Consider the following 14,821-nt stretch of genomic DNA (forward strand, 5'->3'; position numbering starts at 1 on the left):
TCGTCACCAGCGCAGACAGGCGCAAACACAAGCACCACAACACAACCGAGCCCTGCCACCCACACCCGGACCGAACAGGTTAAAACTCAAGCTAGAAGCGGGACATGTCCGGCCGAAGGCCGAGCCGCAGCATGGAGTACGTCTCAAACAGACGCCGCGACACCACTGTGTGCTGGGCGGCCACGTGCACGTCCCGGAAGCACCGTTGCAGCGCGGACGACTCGAACACCGAGCTGCCACCACCCGCCGCGAACGCCTTCTGCGTCACGTCCGCGGCCTCACCCGAGGCGAACGAACAGGCCAGCCGCAGCCGTGCCTTCGCCGGGTCCGGTGTCGGCGCGCCCTGCACCGCGAACTCCCAGGCCGTGCTCAGCGCCTCGTGCAGGAACGCGGCCGCCGCCGACAGCCGTGCCTCCATCAGCGCGATCTCGATCTGCACGCCGGCCTGCTCGGCGAGCCTCGTCGTGGCGTGCTGCGGGGTCTTCGCGACGGCCAGCGCCTCGATCTCGTCGATCGCGCGGCGGGCCGCACCCAGACCCACGGACGCGACGCCCACGGCCAGGAAGCTGAAGTACGGGAACGCCGTGATCGGGCCCGCGATGCCGGGAGTGCCGCCGATCGGCCACACCGTGCGCCGCAACGGCAGGAAGGCGTCAGCGACGGAGAACTCGTGCGAGCCGGTGGCGCGCAGGCCCGCGGCGTGCCAGGTGTCGTGGATCGTCACGTCCGAGCGCGGATACACGGCCAGACGTGGGCCCACGGGCGTGAGAGTGCCGCCGATGACCCACGCGGCGTGCGTGACGGCGCTGCCCCAGCCCCAACGGCCGGTCACGCGGTAACCGCCGTCGGCCTCGACGGCTTTGCCGAGAGGGGCGGCCGTGCCCGCGATCAACGCGCGCGGGTCGCCGAAGACCTCGTCCGCGGCCTCCTGGGGCAGGTGCCAGGCCAGTGAGGACGAGATGGTCGTGGTCATCGCGGTCCAGCCCGTCGAGGCGTCGGACCGCGACAGCTCCTGGATCTCGCGGCTCCACTCGGGCAGGCCGAGTTCGGCGCCGCCGTAGCGCTTCGGGGCGATCAGGCGGTGCACGCCGTGGTCGACGAGTGCGGCCAGCGCCGGTTCGGTGAGGGCGCGCTGTTGCTCGGCCACCGGCGCTTCGGCGCGGATCAGGGCGTGGAGATCCATGCGCGCGATCTTGCTCGACGCGCTACAGCTTGGCGAGCGCCTCAACGAGTGGCTTGAGCTCCGGCACGCCCTCGGCCTCCGCGAGCGACGCGGACAGGACCTCGTCGTGCGTCGGCCGCGCCAGAGCGAGCAGCTCATGGCCCTTCTCGGTGACCTCGGTGTAGATGCCGCGCCGGTCGGTGGGGCAGAGGTAGCGCGCGAGCAGGCCGCGGTCCTCCAGGCGGGTGACCAGCCGCGTTGTCGCCGACTGGCTGAGCACCACGGCGTTGGAGAGCTGGTTCATCCGGAGGTGGAAGCCGTCCTGACGGTTGAGGACGTCCAGAACGGTGTACTCGCTGACGGAGAGTTCGTGCGCCTTCTGCAGAGCTCTCTCGAGGCGATCCTCGATGCGTGCGTGCAACGCCGCGAGCGTGCGCCAGCCCTGTGCGCGCGCCTGGACGGCGTCGTCGTCCAGTGACATAGGTCAACCCTTCTCGAATAGACAGCGTGTGCAACTATTGCGTACGCTCGTAATCGTCTTCAACAAGTCTAGCGGGGAGAGACATGGATCTGTCGGGACGCACGGCTCTTGTGACGGGCTCCACCTCCGGAATCGGCTTCGCCGCGGCGGAAGGGCTGCTCAGGGCCGGTGCGACGGTGGTCGTGAACGGCCGGAGTCAGGCTCGAGTCGACGAGGCCGTCGCCAAGTTGGACGGTGACGTGCGCGGTATCGCCGCGGACATCTCGACCGGCGCGGGTGCCGCGGAGCTGATCGACCAGCTGCCCGACGTGGACGTGCTGGTCAACAACCTGGGCATCTACTCGGCGACGCCGGTCTTCGAGATCGACGACGCCGAATGGCAGCGGTTCTTCGACACCAACGTCATGTCCGGCGTGCGGCTCGCACGGCACTACACGCCGCGCATGGTCGAGCGGGGCTGGGGCCGGGTGATCTTCGTGAGCAGCGAGTCCGGGGTCTTCACGCCCACCGAGATGGTCCATTACGGCATGACCAAGACCGCGCAGATCGCCATCTCCCGCGGCATGGCCCAGGCGGTCGCGGGTACCGGTGTCACCGTGAACTCGGTGCTGCCCGGCCCGACGCTCACCGACGGCGTCGAGGAGTTCATCCGCGACCGCGTCGGCGACGGCGGCGAGGCGGAGTTCGTCCGCACCGAACGCCCCACGTTGCTGCTGGGCCGCCTGATCCGCCCGCACGAGGTCGCGAACCTCATCACCTACGTCGCGTCGGACCTCTCGTCCGCGACGACCGGAGCCGCGTTGCGCGTCGACGGCGGCACCGCCCCGACGCTGATTCCGTAGAACGCTGATCCCACAAGTCCTACCGTTTAAGGAATTCGTCTTGAACATCGTCAAGCTCAACAACGGCGTGTCCATGCCCCAGCTCGGTTTCGGCGTCTTCCAGGTGCCGGACGCGGAGGCCACCCCGGCCGTCGCGGAGGCGCTGAAGGCGGGCTACCGCAGCATCGACACCGCCGCCATCTACGGCAACGAGGCCGGCACCGGCGAGGCGATCGCGCAGTCCGGTGTGGACCGTGACGACGTCTTCGTCACCACGAAGCTGTGGAACGCCGACCAGGGTTACGACGCGACGCTGCGTGCGTTCGACGAGTCCCTGGGCAAGCTGAAGCTCGACACGCTGGACCTGTACCTGATCCACTGGCCGGCCCCGGCGCGCGAGCTCTACACCGAGACCTTCAAGGCGTTCGTCCAGCTGCAGAAGGAGGGCCGGGTCCGCGCGATCGGCGTCTCCAACTTCCAGCCCGCGCACCTGCGGCGGCTCATCGACGAGACCGGTGTCGTGCCCGCCGTCAACCAGGTCGAGCTGCACCCGTACCTGCAGCAGGCCGAGCTGCGCGCCTTCCACGCCGAGCACGGCATCCAGACCGAGGCCTGGTCGCCGCTGGGCCAGGGCGGCGAGCTGCTGTCCGACCCGGTCGTCACCGAGATCGCGGCCAGGCACGGCCGGTCGGCGGCGCAGGTCGTGCTGCGCTGGCACCTGCAGATCGGCAACGTCGTGATCCCGAAGTCCGTGACACCGTCCCGCATCCGGGAGAACATCGCGGTGTTCGACTTCGAGCTGCCGGACGAGGAGATCGCCGCACTGTCCACTCTGGACCGCGGTGGCCGCATCGGCCCGGATCCGGACGCGTTCAACGAGGTGTGACGCAAATACGAAGCCCCGGACCGCTTGATCGCGATCCGGGGCTTCGCCGGCGACGGGCCAAGGACCAGGCCCGCATGACTTAGGCCCGCATGACCGTGGCGATCGGGATCCGGGCCGCCCGGATCGCCGGGATGAGACCGCCGAGCACACCGGCGATGAGACCCGCGATCACACCGGCGACACCGGCCTCCCACGGGAAGGTGGTGCCCTGCAACGACGGGAAGCGGCTGCCGAACATCATCAGCGCCACCTGCAGGCCGGCCGCGCCCGCGCCGATCGCCAGCGCCGCGGTCAGCAGGCCGGTCAGCAGCGTCTCGGCGAGCACGATGCCCGCGAGCAGCATCCGGGACATGCCCACCGCGCGGCGCAGGGCGAACTCCTCGACCCGCTCGCCGACCGTGGCGAGACCGACGTTGAGGATGCCCGCGACACCGATCAGCAGCACCAGGAACGCCATGCCGAGGAAGATCAGTCGCATGATCTTCAGCTCGGACTGCATGCGCTCCTTGGAGTTCACCGTGTTGAAGTGCAGCTGGTCCGGCTGCACACCGGCGCCGACCACCTTGGCCTTGATCAGCTGCTGCAGGTCGTCGGTGCCCGGCGCCATGTACACCTCGAGATTGGTGCCGCCGCCGGTGAACTTGTTCGCGTCGTTGGTCTCGGTGGCCGACGGCATCCAGGTGCGCAGCTCGTCGAGGCGCATGTAGATCCGCGGCGACGAGTTGCCGTCCTGCACCACGCCGATGATCTGCGGCGACACGTGGTGGGTGGCGCCGTCGATCATCATCTCGCCCGGGATGCGGAACTGCCGCAGGCCCTTCGCGGCCTCCTCGTTCAGCACGATGCGCGGCGCCATCGAGGGGGCGGAGGTGAAGTCGAGCCAGCTGCCCGAGACCGGGCGGAACGGGCGGAACGGCCTGATGTCGCCGGTCAGCGCGACCATGCTGACCTCGATCGCCTGGCCATCCGGCTTCTTCTCCTGCGGCTTCTGCTCGTGGCAGACGCCGCTGGAGTCGCAGTACGTCATGGGGCCGTAGTAACCGCCCTGACCCGCGTACTCGAACGGCATGCCGCCCTCGTTGATCGGCCGCACGCCGGGCTCGCCGATGATCGCCTTCGAGCCGATCAGCGCGACCGCGTCGGTGCGGCCCTTCAACATCGACTCCACGATCCCCGACGCGCCCTTCTCGCCGGGGATGTAGCCCATGATCGTGCCGTCCTTGCCGGCCTGCAGCTCGACGTCGGTGAGCATCGCGCGTTCGGCGATCTCCGAACCCGCCTGCACCGCCACGACCGCGAGGACACCGAGGAACAGCGAGACCATCGACAGGAACGTGCGCAGCTTGCGGGCGCGGATGCCCTGTCCGCCGATCACCAGGGCGGACCGCAACTTGCCGGAAAGCATCAGTTGAACCGTCCGTCCCGCAGCTCCATCACGCGGCCCATCTTGCGCGCGTGGTCGTGGTCGTGCGTGACCAGCACGAGGCCGCAGCCCTGCCTGGTCGTGTTGAGCAGCACCTCGATGACGAGGTTGCCGGTCTCGGTGTCGAGCGCGCCCGTCGGCTCGTCGGCGAGGATGATGCGCGGCTGCCGCACGAGTGCCCGTGCGATCGCGACGCGCTGCTGCTCACCGCCGGAGAGCCGGGACGGCTTGCTCTTGGCCAGGTGCGCGATGCCGACCTGCTCGAGCGCCTCCAGCACCTGCTGCTTGCGCTTGCGGCGCGACGACCAGCCCTGGCCGTTCACCAGCGCCATCGCCACGTTCTGCGCCGCGGTGAGGTGCTTGAGCAGGAAGAAGCGCTGGAACACGAACCCGAACTCCGCGCTGCGCAACGCCGCGGCCTTGCGCTCGGGCAGCTTCGTGATGTCGTTGCCCTGCAGGTAGTACTGGCCTTCGTCGGCGCGGTCGAACAGGCCGATCAGGCTCAGCAGCGTCGACTTGCCGGAGCCGGAACGGCCGAGGATCGCGACGCTCTGCCCCGGCAGGACGGTGAGGTCCACACCGGACAGGATCGTGCGCGGTTCCTCTTGGCCCTTCAGGATTTTCGTGATGCCGTTGAGCTGCAGCAGCGGTGCCGCGGTCGTGACCTGGGGCTGGGTCATCACGGTCCCGTCGGCTTGGTCTGGTCGGCGCCGCCCTGCTGCTGCGGTTCCGCCAGGTTCGGGCCGGGGATCGCGAGCTCCTCGTCACCGGTGAGGCCGGACTTGACCTCGATGACCTTGCCGTCGGTGAGGCCGAGCGTCACGTCCGTGGTGCGGCGCGAGCCGTCCGGCTGCAGCACGTCGACCTTGCCCTTGCCCTGCTGACCGGCGACGGCCTCGACCGGGACCACCAGCGCCTGGGTGGACTTGCCGGTGGTGACCTCGATCGACGCGCTGGCGCCGTTGATCATCTGCACGTCGGCGGGCGCGGTGCACACGATGCGCAGGCCCGTCGACGCGCTCGGCTGCTGCGGCTGCTGCGGCTGTTCCGGGGTCTTGGGCTGCTGACCGGCCGGCGGGTTCTTGGTGTCCGGCGTGACCGGCGGCTTCTCCGGGATGGTGCCCTGCGGCAGCGCGGCGATCGTGCCGAGCACGGTGCACGGGAACGGGCCCGGCCCGTTCTTGATCTGCACGGTCACGTCGGTGAGCGCGCCGCTGATCTTGTACGCCTGCTGGCCGTCGATGTCGCCGACGATCGCGTAGCCGACGTGCTTGGCCGACGCGATCGGCATGCCCGCCGTCACCGTCGCCTTGTCGTCCACCAGCCTGCCGCCGAACGTGGCGCCCGCCGGGGCCTCCACGTAGTTCGGCGCGCCGTCCTTCCACACCGTCGCGACCCGGATGGGCTTGGTCGGCGTGCCGTTCGGCGCCGGGACGTCGAAGTACCTGACCTGCCCCGCGACCGGCGCGACGAGCCCGAACGTCGGGTTCATCTCGACCTTGCCCGAGATGCTCAGCTTCGTCGTGAGGTCCTGCTTGGTGGGCTTGACCTTGGTCATCGCGGTGCCGCGCGGCGCCAGTTCCGGGTTGGTCTGATCCGGACCTGACGGACTGCACGCCACCACGCCCACCGTGATCAGCGCGCACAGCGGCGCGAGAAGAATATTGCGCACGAATGTCCCCCATGTCGTTTCGACCAACCTACCGATAAGGACACCTGATGGGTCCGGGAGGTTGCATCGGACTTTCGGCCGATGCGCATCGACCTGGTGGCTACGTCAAGCGCTATCCGTTCTGCGACATCCGCCACCGCCGGCGCGTGCGCAGCGACGACTCGCCCGCCTCCCACGACGACAACAGGTGACCGGTGAGCCGTGCCTCCAGCACCTCGGTCGCCTGGATGCCGAACACCACGTCCGGCTTGAGCGACGGTTCCTGCTCCAGCAGCGAGCCGATGACGTCGAGCCGCATGATCTGCTCGTGCCCGGCATCGGCCGCGATGCGCTGGGCGAAGAACTCGAAGCACCTCGGGTCGGCGTTCAACCGCGTCAACGCCTGCGCCATGCGCCGGGCCCTCGGCGCCGTGGTGATCTCGGCGGCGGCGAAGTGGCCGACCAGCGCGCCCCGCAACGACCCGTGCAGGCCGAACAGCGACATCATGTTGACGATCGCGATGGCGGGCGCGGGCACGTCGTCCAGGTAGTGCAGGTAGTCCGGGCGCATCCCGGCGCCTTCGAGCAGGTCCGCGAACAGCCGCGCGTGCATCCGCTCTGCCCGGCCGCCGCCGAACTCGTCGAACTCGACGGCGGCCACGGATGCTTTCGCCTGGCCCCGCAGCCGCGGAATGACCCACACGTGCGGATCGGCTTCCTTGTGGTGGTACACCGAACGGTGCGCGAACAACTCGCGCATCTGGTCCCAGGTTCCGTTGTCCCGCAGGTGATGCGACACACCGCCGTGCTCGACCGTCAACGCTTCCAGTGCGGCGTCGATGTCGTCCCCACCGTCCACATCGGACCGCAGTCGGTTGAGGAAGATGCGTTCGACCCGTGCCCGCAGCCGCAGCAGCTCCGGATCCCACTCCCAGGCCGGGTCCACGCCGTCGAAACCGCCGTAGTGCAGCTCGTACAACGTGTGCAGGGCGATGGTGAGGTCTTCGCCGTACGGGTCGGCGGCGATGAAGGCGATCGTGCGCCCGTCCGGTTCACCGCTCAGCGCGGCGACGACGTGCTGGGAGAGAGGACCTCGTGGTGAAGGAAGGCGCACTCGGGTGTAATACCCGCTGGAAGCAGGCGTCATACCTGTGGAGAGAGCGGTCACACCCGTCAGCGGCCCAGCGCCGCCGCGTACGCCGACAACGACTCGCGGTCCGGCTTGCCCGTCTTCGCGATCAGCGAGGCGACGTGCTTCTCCACCGTGCGCGGGGAGATGTGCAGGCGGGTGCCGATCGCCTTGTTGCCCATCCGGTCGGCCAGCAGCACGAACACCTCGAACTCGCGCACGGTCACGCCGTGCCCGCGCAACTGCTGAGGCACCTGGTCCGTTCCGCTGCGGCGTTGCTGCACCGGCGCACCCGCCTGGCGCAACAGGCCGCGGCACGCCGACGCCACCGCCGGGATGCCGGCCTGGTGGAAGTGCTCCTCGGCGGCGCGCAACCAGGTCACCGGATCACCCCAGGGCTCGGACTCCGGTGCGGTCAGCCGCAGCCCCAGGTGTTTCGCCATCGGGTAGAGCGACGCGGCCTCCTGGGCCCTGGCGAAGGCGTCCTTGGCCTCGGCGTACCGGTTGTCACGGCCGAGCAGGACCGCGTGCGCGAGATCGGCGAACTGCCGGTTCCACCGCATGCCGGCGGCCGACGACGTGACCTGTGCCCGGTATTCGTCCCAGCCGAAGCGCCGGTCGAGCACGCCGAGCAGCAGGCGCATGCCGTGCGTGCCGGAGAGGTGGAACGTCGTGGGGTTCTGCGACTCCTGGGCCGCCGCGCGGTCGAGCTCCTCCGTTGCCAGCGCGCGGTTCTCCTCCAGCAGGGCGCAGAACGCGCGGGCGAGCCCGTGGCAGAGCGGGATCTCCTGCGCGCCGCCTTTCGCGACCGCCTCGAACCTCCTGGTGGCGTCGTCGGTGTCCGGGCGGTTGCCGCGGTGCCCGGCCAGCGTCGCCTTCACCATCAGCAGGTAGCGGGTCAGCGCGTGGAGCTGGAGCCGCCCCGTGGCCTGCAGGCAGCGGTCGATCTGCTCGGCGGCCGCCGCGTAGGCGCCGGTGAGCACCAGCTGCAGGGACATGATGGCGTCCACGTTGTACGCCACCGTGATCGCGCCCGCCCGGCACGCCTCTTCGTGCGCACGGCCGAGCGCCGCGGTGCTGCCGGAGGCCAGCCAGTCGTTGCCCGCCATCCGCACCAGGGCGTAGATGTGCTGAATGGGCATCTGATGCGCGTCCGCGATCGCCCGCGCCTTGTCGAAGCACGCGTTGGCCTCGTCGAGGTCCTGCTCGCGCGCGATGATCCCGAGCAGTTGCCACGCCTCGCACGCGACCATCGGCAGCTCTGCCCGTGCCGCCGCCTCGGCCGCCTGCCTGGCGAGCCGCGCCGCCGAGGAGATCCGGTCGGTGCTCGGGATGTTCAGCGCGAGATAGGCGGAGTTGATGTCCAGCGGCGCGGTCAGGTCGTCGGGCGCGTCCGGGCCGAGCAACGTGCGCGCGGTGCGGACCTGCTCGACGCCTTCGGTGAACCGGCCGGCCATGTACGCGGCGCGGGCGAGTCGCGTGTGGAGCTTCGCCCGGCGCGCGCTGTCCAGACCGGCCGTGCTGAGCTCGGTCACGTCCCGCTCCAGGCCGAACGCGCGCTCGAACTCGCCCGTCTCGGCCAGCGCGGGCAGCAGCGCGTCCAGCACGTCGGCCCGCGCGGTGATCTCGTCGGCCAGCAGGCGTTGTGCGCGATCCAGCAACGTCACCGCGGACCCCGCCGCGCCACCGGCCAGCGCCCGCCTGCCCGCCTCGGCGAACAGCCTGCCCGCCTGGGCCGGGGAGCCGGCGTCGGACCTCAGCGCGGCGACCAGGGGACACCAGTCGCCGGGCAGGCCGGGGTGCAGGTCCTCGACGGCGTCGGCGGTCCTTGCGGACAGGTCGGCGCGTTCGGCCGGGGTCAGCTGGGCGAGCAGCGCGTCCGCGGTCAGCGGGTGGCGGAAGGCGTACCAGTCGGGCGTGGGCTCGTCGGGCGTCACGAGCTGCGCGGCCACCCCGGCGTGCAGGTGGCTCAGCAGCTGCCGGTCGTCGATGCCGGTCACCTTCTGCACCACCGAGAGCGGGAACCGGTGGCCCAGTACCGCGGCGATGGACAGCACCTCCCGGCCCTGCGGTCCGAGCCGGTCCGTGCGGTGCGCGACGCTGCGCACGAACGCCGCCGGCACCGGGAGCTTGAGCTCACCGAGCACCTGCCAGCCGTCCGCACCCGCGACCAGCAGCCCGCCGCTCACCATGCCGTGCAGCAGTTCCTCGATGACGAACGGGTTCCCGGCGCTGTCCGTCCACAAGCGAGCGGAGAGCTCGGCCGGGATCTGCTCGCTCTCCAGGCAGGCGGCGGTCATCCGCACGACCTCGTGCTGGGTCAGCCTGCGCAGTTCCAGCCGCGTCGCCGCCCCGCGCTGGACGATCCGGTGGATCAGCTCCAGCGCGTTGCCGGGCTCGTTGCGGATCGTGGCCAGCAGCAGAACCGGTTGCTCCTCCAGGTTGTCCGCCAGGTACTCGATGACCGCGAGGGTCTCGGCGTCCGCGTCGTGCAGGTCCTCGAGCACGAGCAGGCAGGGCGTCTTGCGCGCCACCGAGGCCAGCAGCCGCAGCACCGCCTCGGCCAGCACCACGACCGACTCCGTCGTGGACTGCTGGTCCTGCCATTCGGGGATCAGCTTGCCCAGCACCGGTTTGTACGGTCCGAGCGCCGAGTCGTCCGGGGGCGTGCCGCGGAAGAGGCCCAGCAGGGCCTCCGCGATCGGCCGGAACGGCACCATCGGGCCGATGGACGTGCCGCGCCCCTTGAGCACCCGCATGCCCTCGTCGAACGCCTGGCCCGCGGCGAACCGCGCCAGCCGCGACTTGCCGATCCCGGCCTCACCGGTCAGGAAGATCGCTCCGCCACGGGCGTGCCGGGTGCGTTCGAGTGCCTCCGCGAGGGCCTTGACCTCCGGGTCACGGCCGACCACGTGGGGCGCTCGGGTCTGCATGGCAGGACCTTAACGGCCCCGTGGTGCCGTCTGTATCGGCTGCACAGGCGTATTCACCGTGGCGCGCGGCGAGTCCCGGCGATTCCCGGCGATCAGGAAAGGACCTTTCCGCGATCGGCGGAGAAGGGGCCGGGCGAACCCGGCCCCCGGAGGTCACCTCACGCTGACTGTCGTGTCCGACAGCACGGGGGTGATGGAGGCGAACGCGCCCATCGCGAGTGTGATGCCGACCAGGGCTCGGGCTCTCGCACCGGCAAGTGTCTTCGGCGCGAGCTCCATCTCCCCGAGCACGGGCTCGGCCGGTTCGGGCGTGGCGGCCGGGCGGTGCAGGGACTCGTTCATCGGGTGCACTCCTCGTTGTCTGCCAGACGGATGGTGGTTGTCGATTCGAGCAGCAGGGCCGACGGCACCGGAAACCCCTGACGCAGCAGGCCGTGACCGATGCCGGCGAGCCCGGTGAGCAGACCGGGCGTCGGGACGCCGCCGGGGGTGGCGCAACGGGCGCCGTGTTCGTCCAACGCGCCCAGCAGCAGCGCCGTGCGGCGGGTCGCGGCGCTCGGGTGGTGGGTGGACAGCGCCTCGATGACGCCCAGTTCGCCGTGGCAGAGACTCATGTCCCGCAACGGTTCCCGGGACACCAGCAGCGCGGCCAGGCGTTCGTCGTCGCGGGCCAGTGCGGCACCCGCGAGACCACCGCACCAGCCGATGTCGGTCGCGTCGATGGCGTCGCTCTCGAGATGGACCCGCCCCGCCACGTCCGCTGCCGCCGCCACACTAGATGACTCGCTCGAAACCCTTGCCGCGTAACGGCGCAGAGCCCATCCGATTCCGGCATGGCCCCGGGCGAAGCCATTCGAATCGCAAATGACGCCACGTAGGACCGACGCGTAGTGATCAGCGAGCATCAGCGATTCAGGCGTACCCACGGCGAGCATCGCGGCCAGCGACCCCGCGACGCCGTCCACGACGCTCACCGAAGCATCCTCGAGGGGCATCAACGACACGGCCGACGACAGCCAGGACGGGTCGAGTCCGAGCAACGGCGTCAGCCGGGCCAGCCCGTAACAGATCCCGCCCATGCCGTGGAATCCGCCGCCCACGGCCGCGACCAGGTCCGGCGACGAGGCGAACGTCTCCAGCAACGACGGCAGCGGGCGCAGGGCGTTCCGCGCGAAGTCGACGTACCGCGCGGCACCGGTCAACGCGCCGAGCTCGGCGAGGAACAGCGCGACACCTGTGTAGCCGGTGGACAAACCGGCACCGAGCGGCTGCACGGTCCAGTGCCGGTCGTCGATGAGCTCGAGCCCGAGCCAGTTGACCCGGTCCCTGCCCGTCACGGCGTGCGCGAGGATCTGGTCGGCGATCCCGCACGCGGCGACGAGCAGCCGCGCCGGGTCCGGGTCGACCGCGGCGACGTGGCCGGGCAGCGGAGCACCGCTGCGGTGCGACACCGGGCGTGGCCGCGACGCCAGCGCGGCCGCGATCACCCACTGCTGGTCGTGCCGGTCGACCTCGCTCATCGCCGCGATCTTGCGTTCCACCGCGTGCAGTCCGGGCTCCGGCAGCATCCCCGGCAGCCGGAGCCCGGACCCGGTCCACAGATCACGTGCACCCGGCCGGCACGTGAACAGCGGCACGTCACCCCGCCACAGGTCGGCTACCTCGAACGGCACCAGCCGGTCGAGCACCGGGTCGTCGACGACCAGCACCCCGAACGCCAGGTCCCGGTCCAGGGCATCGGCCAGGACGGACGGATGCGTCGACTCGTCGAGCAATCTCGCGTACTGACGCGTCGCCCGCGCCACGAACCGCACCTCGTCGTCCGCGCAGTCGCGAACCAGCTGCAGCAGCTCGTCGCGGTGCGCCACGATCGCGTCGTAGCCCGCGCGGAACCCGGCCAGCACCGAGTCCTGGTAGTCGGCTGGTTCGGCCGGCACGCCACCCAGCAGCGGCCGGTTGCACGCACCGGATGTCTCGCGTGGCCGCCGCACGAGCCGCATGCGGTCGGTGCCCGCGTCGGCCCAGTCGACGACGTCCAGCGGCGACAGCACCCCCTGGTCGCCGCCGACGCCGGACACGTCCGCGCCGCCGTTGTCGCCGAGCAGCACGAGGGGGAGCAGCGCCGTGCGTTGCACCGAGCGGGCCAGCGCCAGTGCGGCCGGGTCGGTGTCCGGGGTGAGCGTCGGGTGGAACAGCGTCTCCACGTCCACCAGCACCGGCTGGTCGCCGCACGCGATCAGGTTCTCGTAGTGCATGTCCGTGCCGTCGACCGCGTAGAGCAGCGCCAGCAACGCGCCGAGCCGCCGGTAGAACTCGGCGACACCGGCCACGTCCGCGCACGGCTCGTAGGCGACGTGTTCGAGCCAGCCGTACCCGTCGCGCGCCAGCAGCCGCGGCGAGCGGAACTCGATTCCAGTTCGTGTGGAAAACCAGGCGAGCTGGGCGGTGAACCGCGCGTGCAGCCCGGTGGGACGCGGCCGGTAGATCAGCCGGGCGCCGGAGCCGAACTCCAGCACGGCCACCGTGCGCCCCTGCTGGTGCGGATCACCCTGACCCGTCTCCACGGACACGAGCGCGCCGGGATCGGTCCCGCCGAACAGCACCCGCACGATCTCCGCGCGGTCTCTGGTGAACCGCGACGACAGCTCGTGGTGCGCGGAGACTGCCTGCTCACAGGCCTGCGCGAGCAACCGGGCCAGCACCGGGTAGCGGGCGAACAGGCCGGGCAGGTCCACGGTCCTGGTGAACTCGGTGAACCTTTCGGCGCCGGTGGACCCGGCCAGCGCACCGCGGGTCTGGTGCAGCTCCAGGACCAGCGTGCGGGCCGCGATGGCCACCAGGCGCCGGCCGAGCTGCTCGGCGAACGGCGCGTCGAACGGCGGCGCCACCTCGGTGCGGGCGGCGTCGATCAGCGGGCGCAGCGCGTGCGCGAAAGCCGCTGTCCAGCTCTCGCCCGTCCTGGTCCCGGCCGCGGAGGTCACCGGCTGAACCTCGCACGTGCGCGCGTGGGACACATGGGGGCCGAGCCCCCAGATTTGACGTCGAAGATGAATATGGGGGGCCACCACCCATGTTCCGCGGCGCCGCTCACCCGAGACTCAGCTCCAGGAGGGAGCTGGACATGAGGGAGTTCGGGGAACTACTGCGCACGCACCGCCTCCGCGCCGGCCTGACCCAGCAGCAGCTGGCCGACTTCGCGATGCTGAGCGTGCGGGCCATCCGCGACCTGGAGTGCGGCCGGACCAGGTCACCACGCGCCGAGACGCTGCGGCTGCTCGCGGACGGGCTGAGGCTCGACGACGGCAGCCGCGCGGACCTGCACCAGGCCGGCGGCCGCCCGGCGGGACGGCTGCCGGTGGCGCCACCCGCGGCGTCCTCGCCGATCGTGGGCAGGGAGGCGGAGGCCGCCGCGCTGATGGACCTGCTGGCCGGAGGCAGGCGGCTGGTCACGATCACCGGCGTAGGCGGTGTCGGCAAGACGCGGCTCGCGCTGGAGGTGGCGGGGGAGCTGCATTTCCGGCGCGGCTGGTCGGTGCTGTGGCTGCCCGCCGTGCGCATGCCGAGCGTCGACGACGCGCAGGACACCGTGCTGGTCACCGACCACCGGCCGGACCCGCGACTGCTGGAGGCGCATCCGCGCCTGCGGATCGTGGTCACCGCGCTGGCACCGACCGGCCTCGCGGGCGAGCGAGTGTTCCCGCTGGGGCCCTTGGCCGACGAGGCCGCGGTCCGGTTGCTGCTCACCCACGTGCGCCGGGTGCGCCCCGGCTTCCGGCAGGAGCCCGCGAACCAGGCCGCGCTGATGGGACTCGTGCACCAGCTCGACTGCCTGCCGTCGGCACTGGAGTTCGCCGCCGGCTGGTTCATGGTCTACTCGCCGCAGCACCTGCTGGAACGGCTGCGGTCCAACCCGCTGGACCCCACCTCGGCGCACCTGCGCGACTCGCTGCGGCGCTCGCTGTCCACATTGGACCTGCGTGAACGCGGGCTGCTGACCAGGATGGCCGACCACACCGGCTACGACTCGGAGGATCCCGTGCACGAACTCTGCGTGCGCGGGCTGGTTCGCCGCGCCGGACCCCGATACGAGGTGCTCAACCTCGTACGCGCGGCGGTGCTGGAACCGGTGTCAGGGCCACACCTCGCTGGGGGTGTGGCCCTGACCTGGCCCTGCTAGGGCCTGTTTCTCGGATCCGTGTTCGCGATAGCCGGGCCTGAGGCGGCCCCTGGCGGCACGGGCGACAGGCCCACATACAACACCGGTATGCGGGCCTGTCGCCCGCACCGCCAGGAACCACCTCAGGCTCGACTCTCATCGAACGAGATCCAAGAAAC

The 14,821-nt window shown here is 70.8% G+C and carries 12 protein-coding genes; 3 read left to right on the forward strand and 9 right to left on the reverse strand.

Going from position 1 to position 14,821, the window contains the following annotated elements; all coding sequences use genetic code 11:
* Positions 1-91: 91 nt before the first annotated feature.
* Both ACIA8G_RS00005 and ACIA8G_RS00010 read right to left on the reverse strand, forming a co-directional pair.
* Entirely contained in the window at positions 92-1,183 is a 1,092-nt protein-coding gene (locus ACIA8G_RS00005) for an acyl-CoA dehydrogenase family protein (RefSeq protein WP_396416005.1), read from the reverse strand.
* Positions 1,184-1,205: 22 nt separating this feature from the next.
* Entirely contained in the window at positions 1,206-1,643 is a 438-nt protein-coding gene (locus ACIA8G_RS00010; RefSeq protein WP_396416006.1) for a MarR family winged helix-turn-helix transcriptional regulator, read from the reverse strand.
* A gap of 83 nt (positions 1,644-1,726) precedes the next feature.
* Between ACIA8G_RS00010 and ACIA8G_RS00015 the strand changes: the two genes are divergently transcribed.
* Together ACIA8G_RS00015 and ACIA8G_RS00020 are read left to right on the forward strand one after the other, a co-directional pair.
* Positions 1,727-2,485: an SDR family NAD(P)-dependent oxidoreductase gene (locus tag ACIA8G_RS00015; protein WP_396416007.1), complete on the forward strand. Its 759-nt coding sequence runs from the start codon at positions 1,727-1,729 to the stop codon at positions 2,483-2,485.
* A 73-nt stretch (positions 2,486-2,558) separates the two neighbouring features.
* Complete coding sequence (locus ACIA8G_RS00020) at positions 2,559-3,350, forward strand: aldo/keto reductase (RefSeq protein WP_396417281.1); 792 nt, start codon at positions 2,559-2,561, stop codon at positions 3,348-3,350.
* A gap of 79 nt (positions 3,351-3,429) precedes the next feature.
* Here the strand turns inward: ACIA8G_RS00020 and ACIA8G_RS00025 are convergent, their stop codons facing one another.
* The 7 genes from ACIA8G_RS00025 to ACIA8G_RS00055 form a co-directional block, all read right to left on the reverse strand.
* A complete protein-coding gene (locus ACIA8G_RS00025) occupies positions 3,430-4,755 on the reverse strand; it encodes an ABC transporter permease (RefSeq protein ID WP_396416008.1) in 1,326 nt (441 codons plus the stop codon).
* Positions 4,755-5,453: an ABC transporter ATP-binding protein gene (locus ACIA8G_RS00030; protein WP_396416009.1), complete on the reverse strand. Its 699-nt coding sequence runs from the start codon at positions 5,451-5,453 to the stop codon at positions 4,755-4,757. Before ACIA8G_RS00030 ends, ACIA8G_RS00025 begins: the two co-directional genes overlap by 1 nt.
* Entirely contained in the window at positions 5,453-6,445 is a 993-nt protein-coding gene (locus ACIA8G_RS00035; RefSeq protein ID WP_396416010.1) for an efflux RND transporter periplasmic adaptor subunit, read from the reverse strand. The genes ACIA8G_RS00030 and ACIA8G_RS00035 overlap by 1 nt, the downstream gene beginning before the upstream one ends.
* A gap of 112 nt (positions 6,446-6,557) precedes the next feature.
* A complete protein-coding gene (locus ACIA8G_RS00040) occupies positions 6,558-7,538 on the reverse strand; it encodes an iron-containing redox enzyme family protein (protein ID WP_396416011.1) in 981 nt (326 codons plus the stop codon).
* A gap of 59 nt (positions 7,539-7,597) precedes the next feature.
* On the reverse strand, positions 7,598-10,486 hold the full coding sequence (locus tag ACIA8G_RS00045; protein WP_396416012.1) for a helix-turn-helix transcriptional regulator: 2,889 nt from the start codon (positions 10,484-10,486) through the stop codon (positions 7,598-7,600).
* Positions 10,487-10,639: 153 nt separating this feature from the next.
* Complete coding sequence (locus ACIA8G_RS00050) at positions 10,640-10,828, reverse strand: hypothetical protein (protein WP_396416013.1); 189 nt, start codon at positions 10,826-10,828, stop codon at positions 10,640-10,642.
* On the reverse strand, positions 10,825-13,467 hold the full coding sequence (locus ACIA8G_RS00055) for a type 2 lanthipeptide synthetase LanM family protein (RefSeq protein ID WP_396416014.1): 2,643 nt from the start codon (positions 13,465-13,467) through the stop codon (positions 10,825-10,827). Before ACIA8G_RS00055 ends, ACIA8G_RS00050 begins: the two co-directional genes overlap by 4 nt.
* A 140-nt stretch (positions 13,468-13,607) precedes the next feature.
* Here ACIA8G_RS00055 and ACIA8G_RS00060 point away from each other — a divergent pair, with 140 nt between their 5' ends.
* On the forward strand, positions 13,608-14,663 hold the full coding sequence (locus ACIA8G_RS00060) for a helix-turn-helix domain-containing protein (RefSeq protein ID WP_396416015.1): 1,056 nt from the start codon (positions 13,608-13,610) through the stop codon (positions 14,661-14,663).
* Positions 14,664-14,821: the final 158 nt, after the last annotated feature.

The sequence above is a fragment of the Lentzea sp. NPDC051213 genome (genome assembly GCF_044455585.1).
Lineage (GTDB): Bacteria > Actinomycetota > Actinomycetes > Mycobacteriales > Pseudonocardiaceae > Lentzea.